At 61.7% G+C, this 23,880-nt stretch carries 29 protein-coding genes; 11 read left to right on the plus strand and 18 right to left on the minus strand.

Translation table 11 applies throughout. The features are described 5' to 3' along the window. Positions 1-10: 10 nt before the first annotated feature. Genes ACIQH5_RS13725 through ACIQH5_RS13735 form a run of 3 tightly spaced genes read left to right on the plus strand, consistent with a single transcriptional unit; the run spans position 11 to position 2,675 of the window. Positions 11-742 (plus strand): CoA transferase subunit A, encoded by a 732-nt coding sequence (locus tag ACIQH5_RS13725; protein WP_400404186.1) that lies wholly within the window; start codon positions 11-13, stop codon positions 740-742. 20 nt (positions 743-762) lie between these two features. Beyond that, the gene (locus ACIQH5_RS13730; protein ID WP_400404188.1) at positions 763-1,464 is read left to right on the plus strand and encodes a CoA transferase subunit B; all 702 of its coding nucleotides are present in this window, start codon (positions 763-765) and stop codon (positions 1,462-1,464) included. Continuing rightward, complete coding sequence (locus ACIQH5_RS13735) at positions 1,461-2,675, plus strand: acetyl-CoA acetyltransferase (RefSeq protein ID WP_400404190.1); 1,215 nt, start codon at positions 1,461-1,463, stop codon at positions 2,673-2,675. Before ACIQH5_RS13730 ends, ACIQH5_RS13735 begins: the two co-directional genes overlap by 4 nt. Positions 2,676-2,698: 23 nt before the next feature. Here the strand turns inward: ACIQH5_RS13735 and ACIQH5_RS13740 are convergent, their stop codons facing one another. Both ACIQH5_RS13740 and ACIQH5_RS13745 read right to left on the minus strand, forming a co-directional pair. Then, positions 2,699-3,448 (minus strand): ankyrin repeat domain-containing protein, encoded by a 750-nt coding sequence (locus ACIQH5_RS13740; protein ID WP_400404192.1) that lies wholly within the window; start codon positions 3,446-3,448, stop codon positions 2,699-2,701. Positions 3,449-3,457: 9 nt separating this feature from the next. Next, a complete protein-coding gene (locus tag ACIQH5_RS13745) occupies positions 3,458-4,033 on the minus strand; it encodes a heme-binding protein (protein WP_400404194.1) in 576 nt (191 codons plus the stop codon). Positions 4,034-4,228: 195 nt separating this feature from the next. On the opposite strand from ACIQH5_RS13745, the gene ACIQH5_RS13750 reads away from it, so the two are divergent. The 5 genes from ACIQH5_RS13750 (at position 4,229) to ACIQH5_RS13770 (ending at position 8,478) form a co-directional block, all read left to right on the plus strand. Then, complete coding sequence (locus tag ACIQH5_RS13750; RefSeq protein WP_400404196.1) at positions 4,229-5,461, plus strand: sensor histidine kinase; 1,233 nt, start codon at positions 4,229-4,231, stop codon at positions 5,459-5,461. Next, the gene (locus ACIQH5_RS13755) at positions 5,458-6,084 is read left to right on the plus strand and encodes a response regulator (RefSeq protein WP_400404198.1); all 627 of its coding nucleotides are present in this window, start codon (positions 5,458-5,460) and stop codon (positions 6,082-6,084) included. The genes ACIQH5_RS13750 and ACIQH5_RS13755 overlap by 4 nt, the downstream gene beginning before the upstream one ends. A 28-nt stretch (positions 6,085-6,112) precedes the next feature. Then, positions 6,113-6,679 carry an HdeD family acid-resistance protein gene (locus tag ACIQH5_RS13760; RefSeq protein WP_400404200.1) on the plus strand — a complete coding sequence of 189 codons (567 nt, stop codon included), beginning with the start codon at positions 6,113-6,115 and terminating at the stop codon, positions 6,677-6,679. Positions 6,680-6,752: 73 nt separating this feature from the next. Continuing rightward, positions 6,753-7,559, plus strand: a complete 807-nt coding sequence (locus ACIQH5_RS13765; protein ID WP_024819278.1) for an exodeoxyribonuclease III — start codon at positions 6,753-6,755, stop codon at positions 7,557-7,559. A gap of 31 nt (positions 7,560-7,590) precedes the next feature. Continuing rightward, positions 7,591-8,478 (plus strand): hypothetical protein, encoded by an 888-nt coding sequence (locus ACIQH5_RS13770; RefSeq protein WP_400404203.1) that lies wholly within the window; start codon positions 7,591-7,593, stop codon positions 8,476-8,478. A gap of 20 nt (positions 8,479-8,498) precedes the next feature. Here ACIQH5_RS13770 and aqpZ read toward each other — a convergent pair whose 3' ends face one another. From aqpZ to ACIQH5_RS13795, 5 genes are all read right to left on the minus strand, one after another. Further along, the gene (gene aqpZ / locus ACIQH5_RS13775) at positions 8,499-9,239 is read right to left on the minus strand and encodes an aquaporin Z (protein ID WP_400404205.1); all 741 of its coding nucleotides are present in this window, start codon (positions 9,237-9,239) and stop codon (positions 8,499-8,501) included. A gap of 196 nt (positions 9,240-9,435) precedes the next feature. Further along, positions 9,436-10,491: a LacI family DNA-binding transcriptional regulator gene (locus ACIQH5_RS13780; protein WP_400404207.1), complete on the minus strand. Its 1,056-nt coding sequence runs from the start codon at positions 10,489-10,491 to the stop codon at positions 9,436-9,438. A gap of 115 nt (positions 10,492-10,606) precedes the next feature. Next, complete coding sequence (locus ACIQH5_RS13785) at positions 10,607-11,572, minus strand: carbohydrate ABC transporter permease (RefSeq protein ID WP_400404209.1); 966 nt, start codon at positions 11,570-11,572, stop codon at positions 10,607-10,609. Beyond that, the gene (locus tag ACIQH5_RS13790) at positions 11,569-12,534 is read right to left on the minus strand and encodes a carbohydrate ABC transporter permease (RefSeq protein WP_400404211.1); all 966 of its coding nucleotides are present in this window, start codon (positions 12,532-12,534) and stop codon (positions 11,569-11,571) included. The genes ACIQH5_RS13785 and ACIQH5_RS13790 overlap by 4 nt, the downstream gene beginning before the upstream one ends. Positions 12,535-12,630: 96 nt before the next feature. Beyond that, positions 12,631-13,977 (minus strand): ABC transporter substrate-binding protein, encoded by a 1,347-nt coding sequence (locus ACIQH5_RS13795; protein WP_400404213.1) that lies wholly within the window; start codon positions 13,975-13,977, stop codon positions 12,631-12,633. A gap of 249 nt (positions 13,978-14,226) precedes the next feature. On the opposite strand from ACIQH5_RS13795, the gene ACIQH5_RS13800 reads away from it, so the two are divergent. Further along, positions 14,227-14,628 (plus strand): multiprotein-bridging factor 1 family protein, encoded by a 402-nt coding sequence (locus ACIQH5_RS13800; protein WP_400404215.1) that lies wholly within the window; start codon positions 14,227-14,229, stop codon positions 14,626-14,628. A gap of 6 nt (positions 14,629-14,634) precedes the next feature. On the opposite strand, the gene ACIQH5_RS13805 is transcribed toward ACIQH5_RS13800, so the two are convergent. The 8 genes from ACIQH5_RS13805 to ACIQH5_RS13840 all read right to left on the minus strand — a co-directional run bounded on the left by ACIQH5_RS13805 (position 14,635) and on the right by ACIQH5_RS13840 (position 18,824). Further along, positions 14,635-15,351, minus strand: a complete 717-nt coding sequence (locus tag ACIQH5_RS13805; protein ID WP_400404367.1) for a DNA alkylation repair protein — start codon at positions 15,349-15,351, stop codon at positions 14,635-14,637. Positions 15,352-15,492: 141 nt separating this feature from the next. Continuing rightward, complete coding sequence (locus tag ACIQH5_RS13810; RefSeq protein ID WP_400404217.1) at positions 15,493-15,828, minus strand: hypothetical protein; 336 nt, start codon at positions 15,826-15,828, stop codon at positions 15,493-15,495. Between the two features lie 127 nt (positions 15,829-15,955). Beyond that, entirely contained in the window at positions 15,956-16,567 is a 612-nt protein-coding gene (locus tag ACIQH5_RS13815; RefSeq protein WP_400404219.1) for a hypothetical protein, read from the minus strand. Further along, positions 16,564-17,211, minus strand: coding sequence for a DUF6286 domain-containing protein (locus ACIQH5_RS13820; protein ID WP_400404221.1), 648 nt, complete (start codon positions 17,209-17,211; stop codon positions 16,564-16,566). The genes ACIQH5_RS13815 and ACIQH5_RS13820 overlap by 4 nt, the downstream gene beginning before the upstream one ends. After that, a complete protein-coding gene (locus ACIQH5_RS13825; protein WP_400404223.1) occupies positions 17,208-17,588 on the minus strand; it encodes a hypothetical protein in 381 nt (126 codons plus the stop codon). The genes ACIQH5_RS13820 and ACIQH5_RS13825 overlap by 4 nt, the downstream gene beginning before the upstream one ends. Next, positions 17,585-17,776 carry a DUF2273 domain-containing protein gene (locus ACIQH5_RS13830; protein WP_018779541.1) on the minus strand — a complete coding sequence of 64 codons (192 nt, stop codon included), beginning with the start codon at positions 17,774-17,776 and terminating at the stop codon, positions 17,585-17,587. The genes ACIQH5_RS13825 and ACIQH5_RS13830 overlap by 4 nt, the downstream gene beginning before the upstream one ends. Beyond that, positions 17,773-18,219, minus strand: coding sequence for an Asp23/Gls24 family envelope stress response protein (locus tag ACIQH5_RS13835; RefSeq protein WP_400404225.1), 447 nt, complete (start codon positions 18,217-18,219; stop codon positions 17,773-17,775). Before ACIQH5_RS13835 ends, ACIQH5_RS13830 begins: the two co-directional genes overlap by 4 nt. 92 nt (positions 18,220-18,311) lie before the next feature. Next, positions 18,312-18,824, minus strand: a complete 513-nt coding sequence (locus ACIQH5_RS13840) for a hypothetical protein (RefSeq protein WP_400404227.1) — start codon at positions 18,822-18,824, stop codon at positions 18,312-18,314. A 176-nt stretch (positions 18,825-19,000) separates the two neighbouring features. On the opposite strand from ACIQH5_RS13840, the gene ACIQH5_RS13845 reads away from it, so the two are divergent. Both ACIQH5_RS13845 and ACIQH5_RS13850 read left to right on the plus strand, forming a co-directional pair. Then, positions 19,001-19,672 carry a DUF6318 family protein gene (locus ACIQH5_RS13845; RefSeq protein WP_400404229.1) on the plus strand — a complete coding sequence of 224 codons (672 nt, stop codon included), beginning with the start codon at positions 19,001-19,003 and terminating at the stop codon, positions 19,670-19,672. Beyond that, positions 19,659-20,624, plus strand: a complete 966-nt coding sequence (locus tag ACIQH5_RS13850) for a hypothetical protein (protein ID WP_400404231.1) — start codon at positions 19,659-19,661, stop codon at positions 20,622-20,624. Before ACIQH5_RS13845 ends, ACIQH5_RS13850 begins: the two co-directional genes overlap by 14 nt. Before the next feature lie 16 nt (positions 20,625-20,640). On the opposite strand, the gene ACIQH5_RS13855 is transcribed toward ACIQH5_RS13850, so the two are convergent. Genes ACIQH5_RS13855 through ACIQH5_RS13865 form a run of 3 tightly spaced genes read right to left on the minus strand, consistent with a single transcriptional unit; the run spans position 20,641 to position 23,779 of the window. Beyond that, a complete protein-coding gene (locus tag ACIQH5_RS13855; protein WP_400404233.1) occupies positions 20,641-21,477 on the minus strand; it encodes a carbohydrate ABC transporter permease in 837 nt (278 codons plus the stop codon). Further along, complete coding sequence (locus ACIQH5_RS13860) at positions 21,471-22,442, minus strand: carbohydrate ABC transporter permease (protein WP_400404234.1); 972 nt, start codon at positions 22,440-22,442, stop codon at positions 21,471-21,473. Before ACIQH5_RS13860 ends, ACIQH5_RS13855 begins: the two co-directional genes overlap by 7 nt. 11 nt (positions 22,443-22,453) lie before the next feature. Next, positions 22,454-23,779 (minus strand): ABC transporter substrate-binding protein, encoded by a 1,326-nt coding sequence (locus ACIQH5_RS13865; RefSeq protein WP_400404236.1) that lies wholly within the window; start codon positions 23,777-23,779, stop codon positions 22,454-22,456. Positions 23,780-23,880: the final 101 nt, after the last annotated feature.

Genomic DNA, 23,880 nt, shown 5'->3' on the forward strand with positions numbered 1-23,880 from the left:
GGAGCACAGCATGGCCAAGATCCAACACAGCGCAGCCCAAGCGCTCCATGACCTGATGGCAGACGGCCTCACCATCGCCGTCGGCGGTTTTGGCCTGAGCGGCATCCCCGCAGATCTGATCGACGCCGTCCGGGAATCGGGCGCCAAGGACCTCACCATCGTGTCCAACAACATGGGCGTGGACGGCAAGGGTCTTGGCGTCCTGATTGAGGCGGGTCAGGTTCGGAAGGTCATCGCTTCCTACGTGGGCGAGAACAAGCTTTTCGCCGAGCAGTACCTCGCCGGCCAACTGGAGGTCGAGTTCACTCCGCAGGGCACGCTCGCCGAACGTCTTCGGGCCGGCGGCGCCGGCATCCCCGCGTTCTACACCCGCACCGGGGTGGGAACGTTGGTTGCCGAAGGCAAGCCGCTGGAAGAGTTCGACGGCGTGACGTACGTCCGCGAGCGCGCCATCACCGCCGACGTCGCCCTGGTCCATGCCCACACCGCCGATACCGACGGCAACCTGATCTACCGCTACACCGCCCGGAACTTCAACCCGGTGGTGGCTACTGCAGGCACAGTGACCATCGCCGAGGCAGAGGTCATTGTGCAGCCGGGCGAGCTGGACCCCAACCACATCGTCACCCCTGGCGTATACGTGCAGCGGCTGGTTCAGGCGACGGATCGGGTCAAGGACATCGAACAGCGCACAGTCCGGCAGCGCGCTGAAGCACTGCGCCCCGAAGCACTCACGGTCTAAGGAACAAGGAGCACATCACCATGGCATGGACACGGGACACCATGGCCGCCATCGCGGCCGAAGAACTCAACGACGGCGACTACGTCAACCTCGGCATCGGCATCCCCACGCTGGTGGCCAACAACCTGCCCGACGGTGTGCGGGTGGTCCTCCAGAGCGAGAACGGCCTGCTCGGAATGGGGCCCTTCCCCTATGAGGGCGAGGAAGACGCGGACCTTATCAACGCCGGCAAGCAGACCGTCACCATCACTCCCGGCGGCAGCATTTTCGACTCCGCTACCTCGTTCGGCATGATCCGCGGCGGGCACGTGAAAGTGGCCATCCTGGGCGCCATGCAGGTGTCCGGCTCCGGGGACCTGGCCAACTGGACCATCCCCGGCAAGATGGTCAAAGGCATGGGCGGTGCCATGGATTTGGTGGCCGGGACACCGCGGGTGGTGGTCCTCACCGAGCACAACGCCAAGGATGGTTCGGCCAAGATCGTCACCGAATGCACGCTCCCGCTCACGGGGCTCAAGTGCGTTGACCGGATCATCACGGACCTGGCCGTTTTCGACATCGAAGAAACGCACGACGGCGGCGCGCGGCTGCTGCTGACCCGCCTCGCCCCGGGCGTCACGGTGGAAGAGATCCGTAGCAAGACCGAGGCTGAGTTTGCGGTGGCGCTTGCCTCTGAAGAACCGACCTCTGAGGAACACACGCTTGAAGGAGCACACGCATGAGCCTGAAAGATCAGTTCGGCAAAGACATCCTGCTCACGGGGTGGGGCCACAGCAAGTTCGGGAAGCTCACTGATGACACCCTGGAGTCGTTAATCGTCCAGGTGGCCGGCGAAGCCATCAAGAACTCTGGGCTGGACCCCAAGGACATTGACGAGATCTACCTCGGGCAGTTCAACTCCGGCATGCAGCCGCTCGGCTTCACGTCGTCCTTGGCGCTCCAGCTCACCGCGGACCTTGCCAACGTTCCCGCAACGCGCACTGAGAATGCCTGCGCTTCGGGGTCTGCGGCTTTCCAGCAGGGCGTCAAAGCCGTCCTCGCCGGAACCGCCCGGAATGTCCTGGTGATCGGTGCGGAGAAAATGACCGACGCCGGCGCGGACGTTGTGGGAGCGGCCCTCCTCGGTGCTTCGTACGAGATGGCCGGCAAAGCGTCCTCCACTGGGTTCACAGGCCTGTTCGCGGAGGTAGCCAAGCACTACGGCAAGCGTTACGGCGAGAGAATCAGCGGCCCGGGTTTTGAGAACGGCCTCGGCGATGTCCTGGGATCCATTGCCGCCAAGAACCACCACAACGGCATGGACAACCCGTACGCCCAGATGCACCGGGACTTCGGCGTGGAGTTCTGCCGCACCATCTCTGAGAAGAATCCCATGGTGGCCGATCCCCTGCGCCGCACTGACTGTTCGCCGGTCTCCGACGGTGCTGCCGCCGTCGTGCTTTCCACGTCCGCTACCGGAGGGGCAACCGCGCCCGTGCGTCTGGCTGGTTTCGGACACGCCAACGATTTCTTCCCGGCGGAGAAACGCGACCCCACAGAGTTTGCAGCCACCCGGGCATCGTGGGAGCGCGCCCTGGGCATGGCGGGCGTCGGCATTGAGGGCCTGGACTTCGCCGAGGTGCACGACTGCTTCACCATCGCCGAGCTCATCATGTACGAAGCCATGGGCCTCACTCCCCGCGGCGAAGGTGCGCGAGCCATCCAGGAAGGGTGGGTCTATAAGGACGGCAAGCTGCCCGTCAACGTCTCCGGCGGACTTAAGGCGAAGGGCCACCCCGTGGGTGCCACTGGTGTGTCGCAGCACGTCATCGCCGCGATGCAGCTCAGCGGGACCGCGGGCGACATGCAGTTGCCCGCGGCCCGCCGTGGCGCGGTTCAGAACATGGGCGGTGTGGGCATCGCCAACTACGTGAGCGTGCTGGAAGCGCTGTAGCTGGGCGGTTCCGAAGCTTTAGGCTAGCGTGCCCGGATCAGGGCCGCGATCTCCGTGAATCCGAGCCGCTCTGCGTTCTGCAGGGCGGTTCGGCCTTGGGGGTCGCGGATGTCCGGGTTGGCTCCCGCCGCAAGAAGTTGCCGGACCACGTCCTGCTGCTTGGGTCCGCCGTTGTTGAGCAGGATGGCTTCCTGCATGGCGGTCCAGCCCAGGTTGTTGACGTGGTCCACGGGCACACCAGCTGCGATCAGAATCCCGACAGTTTCCGTATGCCCATGCTCGCTCGCCGGGATCAGGGCCGTGCCGCCGTACCGGTTGATGCTGCGCACGTCCGCCCCGGCGGACAACGTCAGTTGCAGGACCTCGTTGAAGCCCTCGGCACCGGCGTAGAGGAATGCGGAGTCCTGAATGTCGTCCTTGGCGTTCACGTTGCCTCCCGCCGCGATCAGCTCGCGTACCCTGGCCGGGTCGTTGGCTTTCGCGGCGAGGATCAGGAGTCGGTCGGTTTCGATTTGGGCCTCCGGGGTCAATGTAGGCGGCGCTGAGAGTTTGGGCGGCACAGCCGACGACGACGGGACGGGACTTACGCTCGACGGCGCGGCTTGGGTGGGGGCTGCTTGAGTCGGCGCCGGGCTGGCAGTCGCAGCCGGGCTGGAAGGCGGGGACGCCGCCGTCGTGCCGTCTTGCCCCGGTTCCGCGGCCGGCGCGCAGCCGGCCACGAACCCGGCGACCAGAATCGCCGACCCCAGGGCCAAACCGCGCGCGTTCCGCATGTTCACAGGCTACTTCGCTGCCACGGCCAAGGCATCGGCACCGGCGGTTGCGCAGGCTTCATCGAGTGCGCCGTCGGGCGCGCCACCAACGCCGATCCCGGCAATGGAGACGCCGTTGACCTTCAACGGAACGCCGCCGGCCAGGAACAAGGTGCCCGGGAGGTCTGCGATGGAGGGGCCGTTGCCGTTGATGCGCTTGGCGAGCTCGCTGGTGGGGGCACCGAATGCAGCGGCCGTGTAGGCCTTCTGCTTGGCGGCTTCGATGGTGTGCTCGGCGGCGTTGTCGCCGCGGAGGAGTGCCTGGACGGTGCCGAAACGGTCAACCAGTGCCACGGTCACGAACGGCAGCTTGTCCGCCTGGCACTTGGCGAGCGCGGCGTTGACGGCTGCGCTGGAGGCGCCCACGGAGATGCGGTTCTGGGCCACAACGTTCTCCGGTGCCGGCTGAACCTCCGCGGGAGCCTTGGCAGCTGCGGCAACTGGAGCTGCAGCCGGCGACACCGCGTTTGCCACGGCAGTCACACCGCCGGTGAGCAACAATGCTCCTGCAGCGGCGGCGGCGATCATCTTGTTGGACTTCTTCACAGGGTTCTCCTCGTAGTAAGCATCGGGTACGTCTCCATGCTTTCGCGAACCGTCCCACGCCACATCGGCCGGGCGCCGTTCCCCGCCTCAGCCTTTCCGCCACCGGTATCAGCCAAAAGGTGGAGAGACCAATGACCGTGCGGGATCTAGCATGGAAAGAACGCCTTCCACCGATACCCGGAACGGGACCCACCCATGGCAACTGCTCGACTACGGACAAAACCCAGCAACCAGCCCAGCACCCGGCTCGATGGCCGTATTGATGCCGTGGTGCATGCAGGCTTTGCCGTCCTCATGGTGTCCTCTGCAGTCCGGTACGTCATGCGCCACTCCCCCGCAGACAACGTGTGGACCGTTGCTTTGGCCGGGGCAGTGTGCGCGCTGTATGCGGTGACAGCTGTGCTGGCCCACCGCCAACCACCGGGCCAGCGCGCACACCAGCTCTGGATTCCGTGGATGGTGGCTTTGGTGGCAGCGTGGGCCGCGTTGGTGGTGGTCGCCCCGAGCTTCGCTTGGTGTTCCTTCGCCATTTTCTTCCTCACGCGCACGGCCTTCCGCGGGTGGGCCGGTTACGTGGCAGGAGGTGCGACGGCGGCCGCTACCGCCGTCGGGCTCTTCCGGATGAGCGACTGGACGGACGTCGCCATGCTGCTCGGGCCCCTCGCTGCCGGCGCCCTGCTCACCCTGATTTACGACAAGATTGAGCGCGACGCGGCACTGCAGCGCAAACTTTTCGACGACGTCACTCAAGCCCAGGAGCAACTCGCGGCGAAGCAACGAGAGGCCGGAATTGCCACCGAACGCGAGCGCGTCTCACGCGAAATCCACGACACCGTCACCCAGGGCCTTGCCAGCAGCCTGCTCCTCCTCGAGGCGGCCCAGCGCTCCTGGCCGGCTGAAACCGCCCACGACGACGTACGCAAGGCAACAGATTTGCTCCGGCGAAACCTCGCAGACACCCGCAGCCTGGTTCACGAACTCTCCGCGCCAGGCCTTGAGACGGGGCCGCTCCCGGAGGCACTGGAACACGCGGCACGGCAGTACTTTGAAACCATCAGCATCCACGTCACGGGCGAGCCGCAGGCCGTTCCTTCCGAGGTGCGGCACGCCCTGCTCCGCGTCACCCAAAGCGCCGTGGCCAACATCAAACTCCATGCCGGAGCCGACCATGCCAGCGTGACACTGGGGTACCTTCCGGACGCGGTCACCTTGGACGTGTTCGACGACGGCCGCGGCTTTGACCCCGCAGCGGTACCTCCGGCGTCGGCACACGGAGGATATGGCCTCCGCGCCATGCGGCAGCGGGTTGAACAGCTGGGCGGAGAATTGTCCGTGGAGAGCTCGCCCGGTGAAGGAACCATCATCGCGGCGCAGTTCCCGCTGGCCCGGGTTACCGATCCGGAAAACGCCCTGAAGGAGGCCCTGTGAACACCATCTCCGTGCTCCTCGTGGATGACCATACGGTGGTCCGGAGCGGACTCAAGGCGCTGTTGGGCACCCAGGGTGACATCGCCGTCGTCGGGGAAGCGTCCTCCGGTGAGGAAGCCCTGGAAGCTGTGCAGGAGCATTCGCCCGCTGTGGTCCTCATGGATTTGGCGATGGGCGCCGGAATGGATGGCATCGAAGCCATCAAGCAACTCCGTCAGCGGAACCCGAAGCAGGCCGTCATCGTCTTCACCACCTACGATTCCGACGCAGACATTGTGCGCGCCGTGGACGCCGGAGCCATGGGTTATCTACTCAAGGACGCCGCCCCGGAAGAGATCTTCGCAGCAGTTCGGGGCGCGGTGCAGGGGAAAAGCGTGATGAGCGCGCCAGTGGCGTCGCGACTGTTCCAACAACTGCGGAATCCGGACGAAATCCTCACCCCCCGCGAAGCCGAACTGCTCAGCCTCCTGACCGAGGGCCTCAGCAACCGGGACCTTGGAAAACGGCTCTTCATTTCCGAAGCCACCGTCAAAACGCACCTCGCCCACATCTACGCGAAACTCGGCGTCGAAACCCGTGCCGCAGCAATTGCCACAGCTATCCGGCGCGAGGGGATGCGGTAAAGGCACGTGGTTGGTTACGCTGAGCCGTATGCACGACGCAGCGGATCGCAAAATGTTCAAAAGCCCGGGAACTGCTTTGCTGGTCCGGGGAGCCCTATCCATAGTTTTTGGCCTCTTGATCTTTGTTCTGCCGAGCGCCACCGCTTTGGTGGTGGTTGTCATGTTCGGCGTTTTCGCGATCATTGACGGCATCACCAGCGTGGCCCACTATTTCTACGACCCCGCGGGCCGTTCGCGCTGGACCATAGTGGGTGGGCTCATCTCCATCGCAGCCGGCATTGTTGCAATTGCCTTGCCGGGAATTACGGCGGCAGCAATCGGAGTGCTGATCGGATTGTGGGCATTGGTCCTTGGCCTTTCCCAAATCATCCTCTCTCTTGCCGCGAGGAACTTCGTCCGGAGCTGGGGCATCTGGCTCCTGACAGGCCTGATCACCACCGTGTTCGGGATTGTGGTGCTGGTGAATCCAGGCCTGGGCGTCCTGGGCCTGGTATGGATGCTCGCAGGGTTCGCGATAGTGACGGGCTTGCTCCTCATCGCCTCGGGCATCGGGCTTCGCAAGCTGGCGTCGTCCTCAGCGCTGTACGGTCACTGATCTTTAGGCTCCGCCCGGCAGTAATCCTCCGTCAGGGGATGCGCTCAGCGCCAAGTTCGGTAAGTTAGAGGCTGTGAAGATAGCTACCTGGAATGTGAACTCCCTCCGCGCCCGTGCCGACCGCGTTGAAGCCTGGCTTGAGCGCAGCGACTGTGATGTCCTGGCCATCCAGGAGACCAAATGCAAGGACGAGAACTTCCCGTGGGAGCTCTTTGAGCGCATGGGTTACGAGGTTGCGCACTTCGGTGTGAACCAGTGGAACGGTGTAGCCATCGCTTCGCGCGTGGGCTTGGAGGATGTGCAGCGCACCTTCCTGGACCAGCCGGCATTCGGCAAGGCCGGCAAGGACCCCGCCCAGGAAGCCCGCGCCATTGCCGCCACCTGCGGCGGCATCCGCATCTGGAGCCTCTACGTTCCCAACGGCCGCTCGTTGGACGACGAGCACATGCCGTACAAGATCAAATGGCTGGACGTCCTGCAGGGCCACGCAGCCGAGTGGGTCAAAGCCGATCCGAAGGCCCAGATCGCCCTCATGGGTGACTGGAACATCGCCCCGTTCGACGACGACGTCTGGGACATCGAACTGTTCCGCACCAACAACTACACCCACGTCAGCGAACCTGAGCGCGCCGCCTTCCATGCGTTTGAGGCCGCCGGGTTCACCGACGTCGTCCGTCCTTACACTCCGGGCCCCGGCGTTTACACGTACTGGGACTACACGCAGCTGCGCTTCCCCAAAAAAGAAGGAATGCGCATCGACTTCTGCCTGGCCTCCCCGGAACTGGCCTCACGGGTCACGGGTGCCTCCATTGACCGCGAGGAACGCAAAGGCAAGGGCGCTTCGGACCACGCTCCCGTCATCGTGGAGCTCGCAGACTAAGTAAAGGCTCACTGACGAAAGGGCGGTTGATATGACTGGAAACCTGTACCGGGGCCAGGCAGGTCTGCCGTTCTCTTCGTCGCTGCGCATTTACGAGCCCCTGGAGGCCTTCCCGCCCGAGCAGCAGCGCCAGCTCGTGGCGGAGGGCACCAGGAACGGTTCCCGGGCCGCCGTCGAAAATGCGGAGCTCCAAGCCTCCCTGGGACGCATAACGCGTTCCGGCGGCGATCCCTTTCCCACCGGCCACACCGACCTGGTCCGTATGACGCGCGTGCCCACCGGACGGCACGCTGCGGCGTTGGAAACAGAAGATCACGACGCCGGACGGCTGCTTTACTGCCCCAGCCAACTGGTGATCAGGGCCGGCTTGGCGGCCAATGCGCTCATGGACGGCGTGCACAGCCCGCTGGCAGATCTCCTCATTCCGGTCTCGCAGCGGGACAAGCACCAGGCCAGGATTGATCGCATCAACGCCGGGGAGGCCGCCAAACGGGTACACACCCGCGCCTCGACGTGGGGCATCCCGTTCAGCTGGTTCTCGCTTTTCAGTGAGTCGGACCGAAAGGACGTGGTGGAGGCCGAGGGGCGCATTCTGACCGTCCGCGTATGGACACCGCTCACGGAAGCCCTGGACCGGGCACGGTTTGCCGTGGCCCATTTGGCGTTGGCTGCGCCGGATTTGGACATGCTGGATGACCTGACACAGCTCACGGAATGGCTGGAACTTTTCCACGTCCAGTCCATGGTGGAGCTGGACTATGGGGCTGTGGCTGACAAGGTGTACCCGGACGAGTCCCCCATGGATGTCCGGCTCGGCATTGAATGCCTGGCCGAAGGTGACATGACCGGCGCGGCCGCTGCTTACCGCAGGCTTGCTTCGCGCTGGATCCCCATCCGGCAGCTGGCCCGCGCTTCCTAGCCTGGTGTGCGGTTTCCCCCTTAGCGTTCGAGGACCACGTCTTCGGTGTTGGGGAAGAACATTTTGTAGGTGATGCCTGCAATGGCTGCCCCGATAATCGGCGCCACAATGAACAGCCATAACTGTCCGAGTGCTTCAGGTCCCGCGAACCACGCCACTCCCAGGGAACGTGCCGGATTCACGGACGTGTTGGTCACCGGGATGGACACCAAATGGATCAAGGTCAGTCCAAGCCCGATCGCGACGGGCGCAAAACCCTTGGGCGCCCGGGAATCGGTGCTGCCCAGGATGATGTAAAGGAAAATCGCGGTCAGGACGATCTCAGTTACCAAGGCAGCTACCAGTGAATACCCGTCCGGGGATCTCTCACCATAGCCGTTGGAGGCGAAGCCGGACGCCGCAGCATCGAATCCGTCCTTACCGGACGCAATGGCAAAGAGTGCCAGGCCAGCCACCGAGGCAGCGGCGACTTGCGTGACGATGTACGGACCCACGGCCTTCCACTCAACACGGCCCGCCAGAGCGGCACCAATGGTCACCGCGGGGTTGAAGTGTCCGCCCGAAATATGTCCCACTGCGTAAGCCATGGCAAGAACGGCCAACCCAAAGGCCAAAGCGACGCCCAGGAACCCGATTCCCATATTGATCCGGTCCTCAGAGAGAACTTTCGCAGCCAACACAGCGCTGCCACATCCACCGAAGACGAGGACAAAAGTCCCCAAAGCTTCGGCCCCAAGCCGGGACGGAAGTGATTTATGCATGATCTCTCTTTCACTTGACTGGTGTCTCCGGGCCAATGCCTGCGTATGCTCCGTTTACGGAGTCGGCGGGCATGGTCGCGGCACAGTAACTATCGCGTCACAGTAGTTATGTGCTCCGCGGGCGGGATTCGTGACGGAGATACTCTTCGCGCTGTTTTCTTCGGGCTGGTCAGTCTTCCAAGCCCGGCGCGGCTTCCTAGTTTCGGGTTGGCGGGGCCGTTGTCTCGCGCACAATCAGCTTGTGGGGGGCCACCTCTGAATGGACCGCTCCCGGGTTGCCATCCAGCTCATCCAACAGCATCTTGGTGGCCAGCTCTGCCTGGTTGTCAGGCCGCTGCCCCACGGTGGTGAGCCCGAGCGAGGACGAGAAGTCGTGATCGTCGATCCCGATGACTGAAAGGTCCTGCGGCACCCTGACACCATGCCGGCCGGCCTCGAAAATGACGCCCATCGCCATCTCGTCCGAAGAGCAGAAGATGGCGGTTGGTTTGCGGCCGGGCTGGCTCCAAAGCCGGTTGAACGCCTGCTGCCCGCTGGCCACGGTGAAATCGCCCCACTGGTCCCATTCGGGCCGGACTTCCAGGCCGGCGTCGGTCATGACTTCTTGGAACGCGCGGATACGCACACGCGGGACGTCGAAGTTCAGGTCCGTTTCGTCGTCGCCATGGAGCAGGGCAATGTCCTTGTGGCCCAGATCCAGCAGATGCCGCACGGCGGTGGACGCGGCGTCGTAATCATTGATTCCGATATACGCGCAATCCTCAACGTGACCGCCCACCACCACCAGCGGGATGTCAATCTTGTGGAGGTGTTCCAACTCTTCCTCGGTCAAGGACATGCACAGCACCAGGAGTGCGTCGATTTGCTTGTAGACCATGGTGGAGCTGAAGAGCCGCTCACGGTTGCTGCCGTGGCCGCCCAAGTTGAACAGGGAGAGGTTGTACTTACGTGAGTGGAGCTCCCGGTCCGCGCCCTCAATGGCCTTCGAGAAGAACCAGCGGCTGACGAACGGAGCCAGCACACCGATGGTGCGCGTACGGCCAGTCGCCAAGCCCGACGCCGACGACGACGCAACGTAGCCCAAGGAACTGGCCACCTCGAGGATCTTTTCCCGGGTGGCGGGAGACACCCGGGGTAATCCCCGGACGGCTCGTGAGACGGTGGCTGTGGAGACCCCGGCGGCTGCGGCGACGTCCTCAATACTGACGCCGGTATGGCCACCGCGTTGGGATCTACCCGTTGTTTTTGACACAGGCTCCCCTCTCCGGCCGCCGTTGCTCCGCCTTCAAACCTTAGGTGTGTACTGGTGGATTGCGGACCTCGGTTACGCAGCCACGTAATGCGCTGCGTAACCGAGGCCGCAATTCCTACCCCTTAAGGCCGCCGGAAAGCAGGCCACGGACGAAGTAGCGCTGCAATCCGAAGAACACCAGAAGCGGGATGATGATGGAGACGAATGCTGCCGCCGGGTTCAGGTAGTCCCTGGCACCACGGGTACCGGAAATCTCCGCCAAACGCTGCGTAATCGGGGCTACGTCCGCCGTTCCACCGGAGAACACCAAGGCCACCAACAGGTCATTCCAAACCCACAGGAACTGGAAGATCGCCAGCGAGGCAAGGGCCGGAACCGAGAGCGGCAGGATGATCCGCCAGAAAATGGTGCTGTGTCCGGCGCCGTCCACCCTTGCCGCCTCAATGACTTCACCGGGTATCTCAGAGATGAAGTTGTGCAGCAGGAAGATGCCCAGCGGAAGGCCGAACATGGTGTGGGCAATCCACAGCTGAGCGTACGAACCCGCAGGGAGCTGAAGCGTCTGCGTGAAGAACTGCAGCAGCGGGATGAGTGCCATCTGGAGCGGAATGATCTGCAGGGCAAAGACGAAGATGAAGAGTCCGTCGCGGCCCTTGAACTTCCCCCACGCAAAAACGTAGGCAGCCATGGACGCCAGAACCAGCACGAAGATAGTGACCGGGATGACGATCGCAATGGAGTTAACGAAGTACTGGGAGAGGTTGGCGGACTGCGAGCCCGCCGGTACCAGGACGTCGGCATAGTTCTTTAGCGTGAACTGCCAGTCAGTGAACGCATTCCACCAACCGTCGGAGCGTGGGCCCACTTGCTTCGCCGCGGGCCGGAATGAGGTAACAAAGAGACCGAACGTCGGGACGGACCATACGACGGCGATAATGATCGCTGCCGCTGTTGCCCACTTGGACGTGAGCTTGGTCTTCACCCGCCGCATCATCGGCTGGGCGTCCTCGGTGGGATCGGATCCAGGACGCGGCCGGGCGGCGCCCTTCGAGGCCTCTTTCGGGGCTGGCGTGGCTGTCAATGGATCTCCCTTTGCTTACGAAGGACTCGTGCGTTGTACACAACGATCGGCAGCACCATCAGGAACAGGATCAAGGCCAAAGCCGCACCGCGTCCCGGCTCACCGGCCCGGAAGGCCTGCGTGTACATTTCGTTGGCAACTACCGAGGTGTCGTAGTTTCCAGCGGTCATGGTTCTCACGATGTCGAACACCTTCAGCGTGGCGATGGTGATGGTGGTCAGGACAACCACCAGAGCTCCACGGATACCCGGGATGGTGACGTTGCGGAACTGCTGCCACGCGTTGGCGCCATCCAGGCGGGCTGCCTCGGTGAGTTCCACCGGCACTCCCTTGATGGCTGCCGAGAGAATCACCATTGCGAAGCCTGTCTGAATCCAGACCATCACAATGATGAGGAACATGGTGTTACCCGGTGCATCCAGGAGGAACTGCTTAGGTTCCATCCCCAAGGAGACCAGGAAGAAGTTGATCACACCGGTTTGTTCGATGTTCGGACCGCGGTAGTCGTAGACGAGCTTCCAGATGATGCCGGCTCCCACAAAGGAGATGGCCATGGGCATAAAGACGAGCGACTTGAGTACTTTCTCACCACGGGCCTTGTCGATGAACACCGCGTAGGCCAGTCCAAAGCTCGTGGAGAGCAGAGGAACCAGGACGGTCCAAATCACGGTGTTCCGCAGCGTGGTCAGTGCCTCGGGCTGCGTGAACATCCATACGAAGTTGTCCAGACCGTTGCCATTGCCGCTGGAATCCGTAAAGGCCAACATTGATGTGCGGATGGCCGGATAGACCAGGCCCACGAGCATCAGGATCGCGGCAGGAGCAAGGAAGCCTGCCACAGTGACTTTGTCCTTGACTGATTTCGGCGCCCTGTCCACCAGCAACATGATGAGGCCGATGACCGCGGCAAAAATCGCCAGGGCTATCACTACTTGTAGGAGTTTTTCTCCAATAAATTCCATACCCAACCTCCGGGGCGTGAGTGAATCACTAAGTTCCGGGAAAAGCACTGCCTCCCCGGCTGGGGGTTCCAGTCAGGGGAGGCAGTGCTTTGGGAGTTAGCTCTTAGGCCAGCTGGATTCGATGCTGTTGGCAACATCCTGTGAGGACGTGCCGTTGATCCACTGCACGATGCCCTTCCAGAAGGAGTTGGATCCAACTGCACTTGGCATCAGGTCCGAGCCGTCAAAGCGGAAGACAGTCTCAGGGTCCTGGAGGATCTGGACGGTCAGCTTGTCCAGGTCCGACTGTGCGTTGTTGGGATCCAGGCCCTTGTTTGCACTGACCACACCGCCAAGCTTGACGCGGTTGTTGGCAAAGTCGGCGCTGGCCAGGTAAGCCAGGAACGACTGGACCTCTGCGGTGTCCTTGTAGGCACCAACCATCTCGCCGCCACCGGTGACTGCCTTGCCCTTGCTTTCGTCAATCGGCGGGGTGATGAAGGCCCATACGTCGCCATCCTCAGCAACGTTGGTTCCTGCCGGCCAGTTAGCTGCCTGGAAGTTGGCCTGGTGGTGCATGGCGCAAGTACCATCCAGAACCGGCTGGCCTGCCTGGGCGAAGCCGGTGCTCAGGATCGTGCGGACGTCACCGAAGCCACCGTTCACCATGTCCGGGTTGAGCAGGATGTCGCCGGCCTTGTTGAAGGAATCCACGATCTTGGGGTCATTGAACGGGATCTGGTGAGCCACCCACTGGTCATAGACCTCGGGTCCGTGGGCGCGCAGAACAACGTCTTCAATCCAGTCCGTGCCGGGCCAGCCGGTGGCTTCGCCTGACTCGAATCCGGCACACCACGGCTTCATGTTCTTGTCATCTGCCGCGATCTTCTTGGACAGATCGATCATCTCGTCCCACGTCTTGGGGACTTCCCAGCCCTTGTCCTTGAAGGTCTTGGGTGAATACCAAACAAAGCCCTTGACGTTCGCGAGCATCGGTGCGGCGTAGTACGTGCCGTCCACGGTGCCGTACTTCTTCCAGTCCGGGGACCAGTTCTTGTCCACCAGATCGGAGACAGTCTTCGGAGCGGGCTTCAGATAGCCTGCCCGTGCCTGCGTGGCGAGAAGACCGGGCTGCGGGAAGATCGCTACGTCAGGGGCAGTCCCGGACTGTGCACGGACGCCGATCTGCGTTTCGAATTCCTTGCTGCCCTCGTATTTGACGGTGATGCCTGTGCAGTCTTCGAACTGCTTCCAGGATTCCTCCAGATTGGTCGCCTCGATATCAACGATCGTTGAGTAGACCGAGACGGTTTTGCCGTCATGCTTGCCATAGCTTTCATAGGCGGAGCAATCGCTCGAGCCGGCGGTGGATCCCCCGCCGCCGCCATCCCCGCTACAGGCGGAAAGGGTAAGTGCCAGAACACCGGCGGCTGCGACCGGTAGCAGGTACTTGGTTTTCTTCATGCTAAAGACTCCTCGCTGAGTACAAAGATTCGGCGGCGCAATTGATGTGGTGACGCTCACACTAACCACTCAGCTTGCTTAAGTGCAAGCGCTTACACCGAACGTAACCGCATCGATACCAAGCAGCCTGAGCTTCGCCATGGTTGGCGGGCTTCAGGCCCTGCGTGATCGCTTGAGGTCCGGCTCAGTAAGGCGCCATTTGTCGCGCTGATTTGATTGCCTACTATTGCCTATGGAAAAGTAGGAATCGTGGATGAACTTGAAGCACTGCAAACTATCGGCCGCCTGATCAAAGAAGAACGCTTGGCTCAAGGATTGAGCCAGGTTCAGTTGGCCAAGCAGGCTGGCACCGCCATCAAAACGGTCCGCACACTGGAATCCGGGACCCGCCGAACGCAGGAGATCAATCAGCGCAAGCTGGAGCACGCTTTGGGCTGGAGGGCAGGTTCGGTGTCGGAGGTCCTGAAAGGTAAGTCGAACTTCGCTCCGGAGATGATCACCCCTGACGACATGCGCTCCCGGGACGAATCACGGCAAGGACCTCCCCGCGTTACGGTTCCCAGCGCCCCCATCGCACGGGCCTCGCATCTGTCCGACGAAGAACTCCTGGCCGAGCTCACTTACCGGATGATGCACCGCAACCGAGGCTGATCGGCCTCACTTCGCTGACTGTCGCCGCACCATTTCATTGATCCAGTCCGGCGCGAACGGCGAGGTGCAGTTGGGCGGCGTGGGATAGTCCTTCAGCACTTCCAAGCGCTCCCCAATCTCCAAGGCCCTGGCCCGGTGCTCCGGGAATTCGATCCCGATCTGCGCCAGACAATGGTTCATGGCCCACTGAAGCCGGTCCGGGGCTTCTTTCATGTGCGCCTCGATCAGGTCAAGCAATTGCGTCAGATCCAAGCCCTCCGGCTTCTTGACAACACGTTCCGAGGTCAGAGCCCAGCCGGCACTCGCCACAACGGGATCAGGATCAGAGAACCAAGCCAGCCGCAGGTCTTCGGAGTGCGGGCTCTTCTTGACGACGTAGTTCACCAGCCAGTCCTGCACTTTGGGGGTACGTGCCTCTCGCAACATGCCGTCCAGCTCATCCCGTTCAAAGGCCTTGGGCCGGCAGATGAGGAGAGCCAGCAACCTGGCTGCGGTGTCACCCGTGTCCCACAGCTCACGGGAGAGGTCCTGCTGGGTCTTCAACCTCTTCGCGATGGCACGCAGCTTGCTGAGGTTTACCCCGTGGTTATCGCCGTGTCTCTCGTTCACTTCGCGGGCGCGGGGTTCTTCCAATGCAGCCAGTTCTGCCATGAGCCCGGATACCGTCGCCTCAAGCGCAAGGTTTTCAGCCGCCGTCGTTCCAGTCACTGTAGTTCCAGCCAGTGTAGTTCCAGCCACCGCGGCCTCCTGTCCTTCGGGTATGGGATTCAGGCTACCCGCAACAGAGAGCGGAATGGCAGCCCCGGTGGCGCGGTAGTCCGCGCTGCCGTGAGCTGCCATCCCGTTGCTTGCGGTAAAGGGTGACTACTTCTCGCCCTTGAAAATACCTGCGATCTTCGAGCCCAGGCCTTTGACATTTTCCGCTACGTCTCCGGCGATTTCCTTCGATTTCTCCGCAACGTCGCCCGCCAATTCCTTCGCATTTTCTCCGACGTCTCCCGAGAAGAATTCTTTGACGTTCTCGGCAGCCTCGCCAGCAAATTCCTTAACGTTCTCGGCGGCATCCCCAGCGAATTCCTTGACGTTTTCAACAGCCTCGCCTGCGAATTCCTTGGCATTCTCAAGGGCTTCGCCTGCACCGTCCTTTGCCTTCCCCGCTGCGTCGTTTACCGCTTCGGCTCCTGTGGTCTCTTCACTCATAGTGTTCTCCTCTGTGACGGTGGATCTGGATATCGGGTGGATGTGTTTTTACGGGCGGATCTGGAAATTGCCTGCCAAGGTGCCTACCCCTTGGCAGTTGAACTCAGGGCATCCGGCGTCCACACTGTCAGCGGACCCTTTCAGCCTTGGTAAACCTTGCCCGGGCGCCGGAAACCATGTGCACCAACACTGGAGTTTTCTGCCCGATGACAAGATCCAACGCTTCAACCAGCTGAGAAACTTCTGCGGCAAGGATGTGGGGCGCCGCCCCTTGCCTCGGCTGGATGCGAATGCGCAATCCCGGCTGGCCTTTCACTTCAAGGGTGGCAACAGAAGCGCCGGCGAGGTCTGTCCTCTCGGACAGGGCGGCCCGGAGCGCCTGCTCGGCAACCCCACCGCCGATCCGGACTTCGCCGTCCACGGCGCTGTCGTCGTCGCTCGCCACCAGAAGGTTGGCCCGGCCTTTGCCCTGCTGGGACAACCAGGCGATCATCGCAATGATGACGGCCACCAGGACGACGCCAGCCACAATCCACAGCCAGCTCTCTTCGCGCCCGGGGAGGTGCGTCTGCCGGAAGGCATTTTCTGCGCCCGCCCACACGGAAGCCGACCAACCATGCCACCAGGTGGCCACTGCTGGCACGGTAGCCAACAGCACCAGAAGCAGTCCGACGGCCAGCAGTTTCGCGCCGATGATGAAGAGCAGTATTCGGTTGAGGGTCCGCGGTGTCCCGTTCACGCTCCGATCACCCCCGACGACGCCAGGTTGACCTTGACAGCAGGCATCGGCACCGGCGACATGTCCTCAAGTTCGGCCTGCACAGCCGTCAGCACGGCTTCTTCACTGACTCGGCTGCCTGAGGTGGGCCGCACATTCACCACCACCAATTGCCGCGAGACAACAACCATCACCTGTTCCTGGGTGACGTTCGCGGCAGTTCGCGCACGACGTGCCAGCGCCGAGGCCAGGACCTCGTCATCAACCACGACGGCGGTGCGAGGGTCCCGGAGCAAATGGCGGGCACGCCTGCCCGGCAGGACAGCGTGCAGCAGGAAGAAAAGTCCCACCATGGCGATGACGGCGCCACTCGCGCCAAGCAATAGTGGTGAGATGCCCTCCGGGAGGGCGATGATGCGCTCCGCGGCCGTGGTGGGATCGATAATCCACGGCGGCTGCCCGATGGCACGGACTCCTGCTTCGAGCAAGGCGTAGGCGCAAAGAACTATCACCAGGACGGCCGCGATCACGGACGCTCCTGCGCGGGACGAATGCGTCTCACGACGCAGGATACGGCTCATACTCGGGTCTTCCCCGGCCACGGGGCTGGTTCCGGCGTTCGAGGTCACTGCGTTCACTTGCTGTGTTTCCTGATCTTGGGTCACTGGACGCGGCCTCCCTCAGTGACGTGTGCTCCGCTGATCCTGATGTCCACCCTGCTGAGTTGGGAACCACTGAGCTGGGTCACGGTTTCAAGAACCAACGCCTTGGCCGCCACAGCACGGTCCCAGATGGAACCACCGAAGCCTTGGACCCGCTGCGGATCACGCAGCACCTCTGTCAAAGACGGGACGCTGATAGGTGCCACGATGGACAAAGCCAACAGGCCGTCGTCGTCCGCCCAATCAGCGCGGATGTCGCTGGCGTCAACACCGAGCGCCTGCGATGCGGCGGCCCGGGCCAACGATGTCAATGCCTGGGTACTGATCCGGTTATGGCCGGCCAGGCTGGTGGTGTACTCCACAGCCTCAGCCACGCTCATGACGAAGAGCGCCGGCCCGTAATGGCGTCCAGCACACTGCGAAGATCCAGCTTGCCCTCAGCCGCGCGGCCAAGCAGTGCGCCTATGCCCATGAAAAGCAGGGATATCAGGAAGCCCCAGAGGCCGAACGAGAAGGACATGAAAGCCACGAAAGCGCCGATAGCGATTCCCACCACGGTCATGCTCATTGAAGTGCCTCTCTTTCCACTACTACTGCCTTGCTTCCGGCGGGTTTGGCCGGCGGTGCAATGAAGACATCAGTGATTTCGATATTGACCTCAATCACTTGAAGACCAACCAGTTCCTCCACGGCGCGGTAAACAGCAGCCCGGACCTGGTTGGCGACCCCGTGCAGGGGATGCCCGTAGAGCGCAACCAAGGTGATGTCCACTGCCACTTGGGTCTCCCCGACCTCGGCACGGACGCCTGCTGCATGGTCCGAGCTGCCGACGGCGTCGCGGATAGCACCGAGCGCACGGGACGGAGCAGAGCCCAAGGAGTAGACGCCGGGCACTGCGCGGGCAGCGATGCCCGCAACTTTGGCGACGGCCGCCTCGGAGATGATGGTGCGTCCGGTACCAGGGATTTCGCCCCCGGGCACGGGATCAAGCTGCACATTCTGGTCTTCCATGGAGCACTCCCCTTCTCTTGAGTACCACCCTAGCGTCTAGCTCCGACGCTTTGGGAGAAGCGTCGGAGGGAAGGGAACGCGCCCGGCGTCGGCTACTTGCAGTTCTTCTCGGTCCAGTCCTGGATGGGCTTCATAAGTTCCTCGAATTGCCCGTCACCGTATTTACTGAAGTCCGAGCCGGCGGACTCCGTGAAGGTGCGAAGTTTCTCGAACGCAGGCTTCAGTTCTGCGGGCACTTTGCCCTCCATCTGGGACAACTCCTGCTTTGCCTTGTCGATGTCTTCAGCTTTTCCGCCCGCCATTGCCGCCAGCGGCAATATAGTGACGCTCAGCATGGTGGCACTTACCGAAAGACACGCCTCGGACATGGAGGTGAATTCGCCGTAGACACCGCCGGTTCCCGTGGATGCAGTGGGGTCCGCGCTTGAGTCGGCGCTTGCGGAAACTTGCGAGGCGGGCGCCTCCGAGGACTGCGCCGAAGTGGGCGTCGATTCCGCGACAGGCGCCGGGGAAGAGCAGGCACTGAGCGCCAGCATGCCCGTGAGCAATGCCGCCACAAGCAGACGCCCGGATGTGGACAAGCGTTGGCGTTCGAACGTAAACATATTTCCCCCATAAAGATGCGTGCGATGACAAGCCGGCGAGGCAAGAATACGTCGGAGACGTTGCGGAGGCCATAGGCAAGTTATCCACAAGCGCGAATTTCCGGCTGGGTGGCGCCTGTTAACCCCACCTAGACTGGCGGACACATCACCCAAAACAGCTGCTGGGGAGCCTCGTTATGCCACGCCAAACGTTCATTTCCTTATCTTTAGTGCGCGCCCGGCTGGCGGTGGCGGCTCTTGCAATAGCGATGCTTCTGAGCGGGTGCCAAGGCGGCACCGCACCTAGCAGCCCCGCCTCCCAGACAGGCTCGACGACGGCGTCACCCACCTTGAGCGCTGCCTCTCCGGCGGCTTCGGCTACTGCCATTCCCACCGCAGCCGCTGTTTACAAACCCGCTGACGCGATGGGGAAGGCGCAGAACGTGCCCGTTCCCGTGATGCCGGAGCTGGCAAAGGAGAACTCGAAAGCCGGGCTGGAGGCGTTTATTGGGTACTACTACGCGATCAAGAACTATGCCAACGAAACGGGGGATACCAAGGAGCTCTCCGAGCTGAACTCCCCGGAATGTACCGCGTGCAGCAAGCTTCTCGATGGAACGACCGACAGTTACGTCAATGGACGTTGGATGGCTGGGGGAAGAATTCAAATCCCTACGGTAGAGCTCGACTGGAAGGCCGATGACCCATCGCATCTGGCAAAAATTCAAGTGATTCAAGATGCCATTGCCTACTACAACGCAGACGGCACTGAAGGGAGACCGGCGAGCGCTGCGACTAACAGTGCCTTTGTGTTTGTCGCGCGTTTCCAAGCCTCTTGGAAGGTGGTGGAAATCGGTGTCATCCGGTAGCCGTGCCCTCAGCGTGTTCGTCTGTCTCGTCCTCTTGTTTTCTGCCCTCCCCGCGGCAGCTGTCGATGGTCCGGGAGGCTCAACGTCGTGGGGAACCGGCAATGAAGAAGAAGGAACCATCGATGCAGGGGTCATTTGGAAGTTCGACCCGATAAAGGGTGAAGCGGTTCGAGTTGGCGCAGGTGGAACTCCTGGTCCCGCCACCGAGGACCCGAATCAGTACATGGCCGACGTCCATTGCCGGTCCGGCGGAACGGACACGCCAGATAGGGGCTGCCTCACCATGGAATGCCCGGCCAAAACACCTGACGGAGAAGAAGGCACCCCCGTGATCTGGCGGCAAGCCCCGAAATCCATCACAAACCCCACTTGGACCGACTACCCAGCAGTCAGCGGACCCACCTGCCTCTACGACCCCCAACCCGAGAACGTCCTGGCCAACATCGCCGCCCGGATCCTCAACGACTTCCGCCAACTACCCGTCAACCCCGGAACCCTCGAAGCCCAACCCTTCCCCCACACCCTCAAAGGCGGACCCACCAACTTCTACACCACCACCACAGGCGAACAGGCCTTCGACGTCACCATCCTCGGCCAAGCAGTCCACCTCACCGCCACCCCCGCCAACTACAGCTACACCTTCGGAGACGGCACCACCCTCGGACCAACACCAGCCCCCGGCTACCCCATCCCCGAAACCGAATGGCTCAGCAACGAAACCCGCACCAGCCACAGCTACACCGACACTGGCAACTACCCAGCAACCATCACCACCAGCTTCACCGGCACCTACTCCGTCAACAACGGCCCACCACTACCCATCAACGGCACCCTGGACATCACCACACCCACCAAAACCATCCACGTCTGGAAAACAGAAAAAGCACTCGTCGCCGACACCTGCCAAGAAAACCCCAACTCCTGGGGCTGCCCCGGAGCAGAGTCCGGCTAGCCCAGTCCTCACACGTCTACTTGCCAACTCCATCAGCGAGACCACGGATGAAGTACCTCTGCCCCGCAAAGAACAGCACAATCACAGGAATTGCGGCGATGGCCATACCGGCGAACACCACAGGGTAGTCCGTACCGTGCTTGGACATCAGATTGGTTAGCCCCACCGGAAGGGTTTGCAGCGCTCCCCCGCTGGTGAAGACCATGGCGAACAAGTACTCGTTCCAGGTGAACAGGATGTTCAAGAGAACAGTCGAGACCAGGATCGGCTTGCACATGGGCAAAATGACCTGCCAAAACGCCCGGGCTTTGGAGGCTCCGTCCACGGATGCTGCTTCGTCCACCTCAGCGGGAAGGTCCATCATGTAAGCCCGGATAAGGAACGTTGTGAACGGAACACGGAACGCCGTGTACAGGATCAGCAACGCCCAGAGGTTGTTGTACAGCCCCAAGCTCTGGAACATCTTGACCAGCGGAATCAATGCCACCGTGGGAGCGAGCATCAAGCCACCAAGGATAAGTATCAGCACCACCCTGTTGAACGGGATATTCACCCTGGTCAGTCCGTAAGCGGCCCACGCACTGATGAACACGGTGGCAATGGTGGAAGCAACGGTGACCAGGACGCTGGTAGTGAGATAGTCGCCCACCCCTCGGTTCCAGGCGGTGACGTAGTTGTCCCATTTCCATGAAACAGGCAGGGCGAATGGATTGGAGAACAGTTCGGAGTTGGACTTCACGCCATTCAGGAGCATCCAGACCAACGGATAAATGACGACGACGGCGAGGGCAATCAGGAACGCTTTGACCAGAACCCGTCCGAGTACCAGCAGTACACCTGAGCGCGTCACCATTGGACCCTCCTTTTCTTGGAGATACGAAGCTGAATGACGGCCAGGACCAGCGTGATGATGAAGACGGCAGTGGCGACGGCCGCCGCGTAGCCAAAGTCATTGCGGACGAATCCGCTTCTGTAGAGCCACGTGCCAAGGACCTGGCTGGAATTGTTCGGCCCTCCGCTGGTCATCACCATGACTTCGTTGAACACCTGAAAGGCTCCGGACACGGTGACAATCATCATCAGTCCGGTCATTTCCCGGACGAGTGGCAAGGAAATCGAAAAGAACCTCTGGAAAGGCCCGACGCCGTCGATGGACGCCGCCTCATACAGTTCGGACGGGATCCGCTGCAGCGCCACCGAGAAGAGAAGCGTGCAGTACCCGAAGCCCTGCCACTGGCTCATGGCGATGACAGCGAAGATTGCTGTGTTTTCTTGGCCAAGCCAGGCTTGCGTGAAGTTCCCCAGGCCCAGGACGTCCAGCGCCGCGTTCAAGATGCCCATCTCAGGTTCGTAGATGAAGTAGAACAGGAGGCCCGCCACTGTCAGGGAGATCGCGGAAGGTACAAAGTAGACGGCTCGAAGGATTCCCCTCCACCTCTGGCTTCGTAGTCCTTCGATCATCGCGGCGAGGATCATCGCCCCGAATACCTGAAATGCGATGGAGATGATCGCGTACAGCGCGTTGTTAAGGAGTGACTTCCAGAAGATGGGGTCGTTGAACATGCGGACGTAGTTGTCCGCCCCCACAAAGGTTTGGCGGCCGCTGTAGATATCCCATTTGAGGAAACTGAACCCAAGGTTCTGTACCAGTGGCAGGTAAGCGAAGACTCCGAGCAGCAGGACTGCCGGCAGCACCCACACAAAGTTGCGCCAGCGTCGTATCCGGGCAGACTTGCCTGTCTGGTTTCCCGGCGATCTAGTGGAAATGGGCGCCCGTGGCGGAGCAGCAGACTTCCAAGCAGTATCGGAAACAGTCATGGAGTCGCCTGCTATTTTGCTGCGCTTGAAGCAGCCCGGACGGAGGCAAGAACCTGATCCGGGGTCTGCGTTCCGGCCACCAGGGCTTCCCCACCGGCCAACCAGGCATCAGCAACCGCAGGAACAGTGACGGAATCCAACCAGGTGATCGCCGCAGATGCTTCGTTTACCTGCTTGATGCCCTCGATAACAGGTCCGGAAGAGTTCTCGGTGGAAACCGCACCCTTGACTGCGCTGGGCTGTCCATATGGCGGGGCAGAGAGTTTTGCAGCGTTCTGGCTATTGGTAACGAACTTCATGAATTCAGCTGCAAGTGCGGCGTTCTTGGAACGCGCATTAATGATGTAGCCCTCAGGGGAGCCTTCGATCGCTTGTGGATCGCCCTTGGCGTCTGTTGCGGCGGGAAGCTTAAAGATGCCCAGCCCATCTTGCTTGAGCTTTGAATCAGCAGATGCGGTGGAATCGAATTCAAGAATCTCTTGGTAGTACATTCCAGACTTGCCCTCGGCCAAGGCCTGCTGGGCCGTGGTGTAGAGGACACCGTTGGAGTCTTTACCGCTGCCGGTGCACTCATTGACCAGACTGGTGAACTGGTCCATGGCCTTGAGATAACCCTGGTCCTCGAGCTTTGCTGATCCCGGGCTGAAGTCAGCTTGCAGCGTCTCGGCCGGCACTTCGTAGGCGAAGAGTTGCTGCAGGTAGTGGAGCCCTGGCCACCCGTCCTTGTTTCCGAAGGAGATCGGTTCGTAGCCAGCTCCCTTCAGCACCGAGCAGGAAGAGATCAGTTCATCAAAACTCGACGGCGGTGTCAGGCCCAGCTCTTTGAAGATCCGCTGGTTGTAGCCCATGAACTTGCCGTTGTTGTACAGCGGTACCGCGAAGTACTTGCCGTCCTTGGCAAACGCCTTCAAGGCGGACTCGCCGAAGTTGTTGCCCCACTCGGTTCCGGGGGCAATAACCGGGGTCAGGTCTGCTGCGAGTCCCCCATCAATGAAGTTGTTGGCCCAACTTCCAGCCCACGTGAAATAGATGTCAGGCATTGCCTGGGAGGCCGTCAGCGTCTTGGTCTTGTCCTTGATGCTCTGGTCCGTCTCCTGGATGAGATCGAAGGACACTTCCGGGTGGAGTTTTTTGTACTCCGCAGCCAGGTCCTCAAAGTACGGTTCAAGCGGGTCTCCGCCAAACTTCGTGAGGATACTGAGGGTTCCTGTGTACTGTGGCTCAGCGTTAGGGTCCAGGGCAGCAGCCGGCTGGCTGCCGCCGTCGGCACAACCAGTAAGCGCCATAGCGGCGCCGGCCAGCAATGCCATCAGTGATTGGGTGCTTTTACGCATCATTCTTCTTTCGGTAGAAGGGCCGATCAGCAGGGTCACCTGTGGGAGTGGAAGTCATGCCCGCCGTTGGGACGTACTTCACCTGGACGGGCTGAAGGGTGAAA

It is taken from the genome of Paenarthrobacter sp. NPDC091711, from assembly GCF_044756605.1.
Taxonomy (GTDB): Bacteria; Actinomycetota; Actinomycetes; order Actinomycetales; family Micrococcaceae; genus Arthrobacter.

Excerpts from the sequence above, each read along its gene's own strand:
- ACIQH5_RS13725 (WP_400404186.1), top strand. The coding sequence starts at position 11 with ATGGCCAAGATCCAACACAGCGCAGCCCAAGCGCTCCATGACCTGATG.
- ACIQH5_RS13730 (WP_400404188.1), top strand. The coding sequence starts at position 763 with ATGGCATGGACACGGGACACCATGGCCGCCATCGCGGCCGAAGAACTC.
- ACIQH5_RS13735 (WP_400404190.1), top strand. The coding sequence starts at position 1,461 with ATGAGCCTGAAAGATCAGTTCGGCAAAGACATCCTGCTCACGGGGTGG.
- ACIQH5_RS13740 (WP_400404192.1), bottom strand. The coding sequence starts at position 3,448 with ATGCGGAACGCGCGCGGTTTGGCCCTGGGGTCGGCGATTCTGGTCGCC.
- ACIQH5_RS13750 (WP_400404196.1), top strand. The coding sequence starts at position 4,229 with ATGGCAACTGCTCGACTACGGACAAAACCCAGCAACCAGCCCAGCACC.
- ACIQH5_RS13760 (WP_400404200.1), top strand. The coding sequence starts at position 6,113 with ATGCACGACGCAGCGGATCGCAAAATGTTCAAAAGCCCGGGAACTGCT.
- ACIQH5_RS13770 (WP_400404203.1), top strand. The coding sequence starts at position 7,591 with ATGACTGGAAACCTGTACCGGGGCCAGGCAGGTCTGCCGTTCTCTTCG.
- aqpZ (WP_400404205.1), bottom strand. The coding sequence starts at position 9,239 with ATGCATAAATCACTTCCGTCCCGGCTTGGGGCCGAAGCTTTGGGGACT.
- ACIQH5_RS13790 (WP_400404211.1), bottom strand. The coding sequence starts at position 12,534 with ATGGAATTTATTGGAGAAAAACTCCTACAAGTAGTGATAGCCCTGGCG.
- ACIQH5_RS13795 (WP_400404213.1), bottom strand. The coding sequence starts at position 13,977 with ATGAAGAAAACCAAGTACCTGCTACCGGTCGCAGCCGCCGGTGTTCTG.
- ACIQH5_RS13810 (WP_400404217.1), bottom strand. The coding sequence starts at position 15,828 with ATGAGTGAAGAGACCACAGGAGCCGAAGCGGTAAACGACGCAGCGGGG.
- ACIQH5_RS13825 (WP_400404223.1), bottom strand. The coding sequence starts at position 17,588 with ATGAGCGTGGCTGAGGCTGTGGAGTACACCACCAGCCTGGCCGGCCAT.
- ACIQH5_RS13830 (WP_018779541.1), bottom strand. The coding sequence starts at position 17,776 with ATGAGCATGACCGTGGTGGGAATCGCTATCGGCGCTTTCGTGGCTTTC.
- ACIQH5_RS13835 (WP_400404225.1), bottom strand. The coding sequence starts at position 18,219 with ATGGAAGACCAGAATGTGCAGCTTGATCCCGTGCCCGGGGGCGAAATC.
- ACIQH5_RS13840 (WP_400404227.1), bottom strand. The coding sequence starts at position 18,824 with ATGTTTACGTTCGAACGCCAACGCTTGTCCACATCCGGGCGTCTGCTT.
- ACIQH5_RS13845 (WP_400404229.1), top strand. The coding sequence starts at position 19,001 with ATGCCACGCCAAACGTTCATTTCCTTATCTTTAGTGCGCGCCCGGCTG.
- ACIQH5_RS13855 (WP_400404233.1), bottom strand. The coding sequence starts at position 21,477 with ATGGTGACGCGCTCAGGTGTACTGCTGGTACTCGGACGGGTTCTGGTC.
- ACIQH5_RS13860 (WP_400404234.1), bottom strand. The coding sequence starts at position 22,442 with ATGACTGTTTCCGATACTGCTTGGAAGTCTGCTGCTCCGCCACGGGCG.
- ACIQH5_RS13865 (WP_400404236.1), bottom strand. The coding sequence starts at position 23,779 with ATGATGCGTAAAAGCACCCAATCACTGATGGCATTGCTGGCCGGCGCC.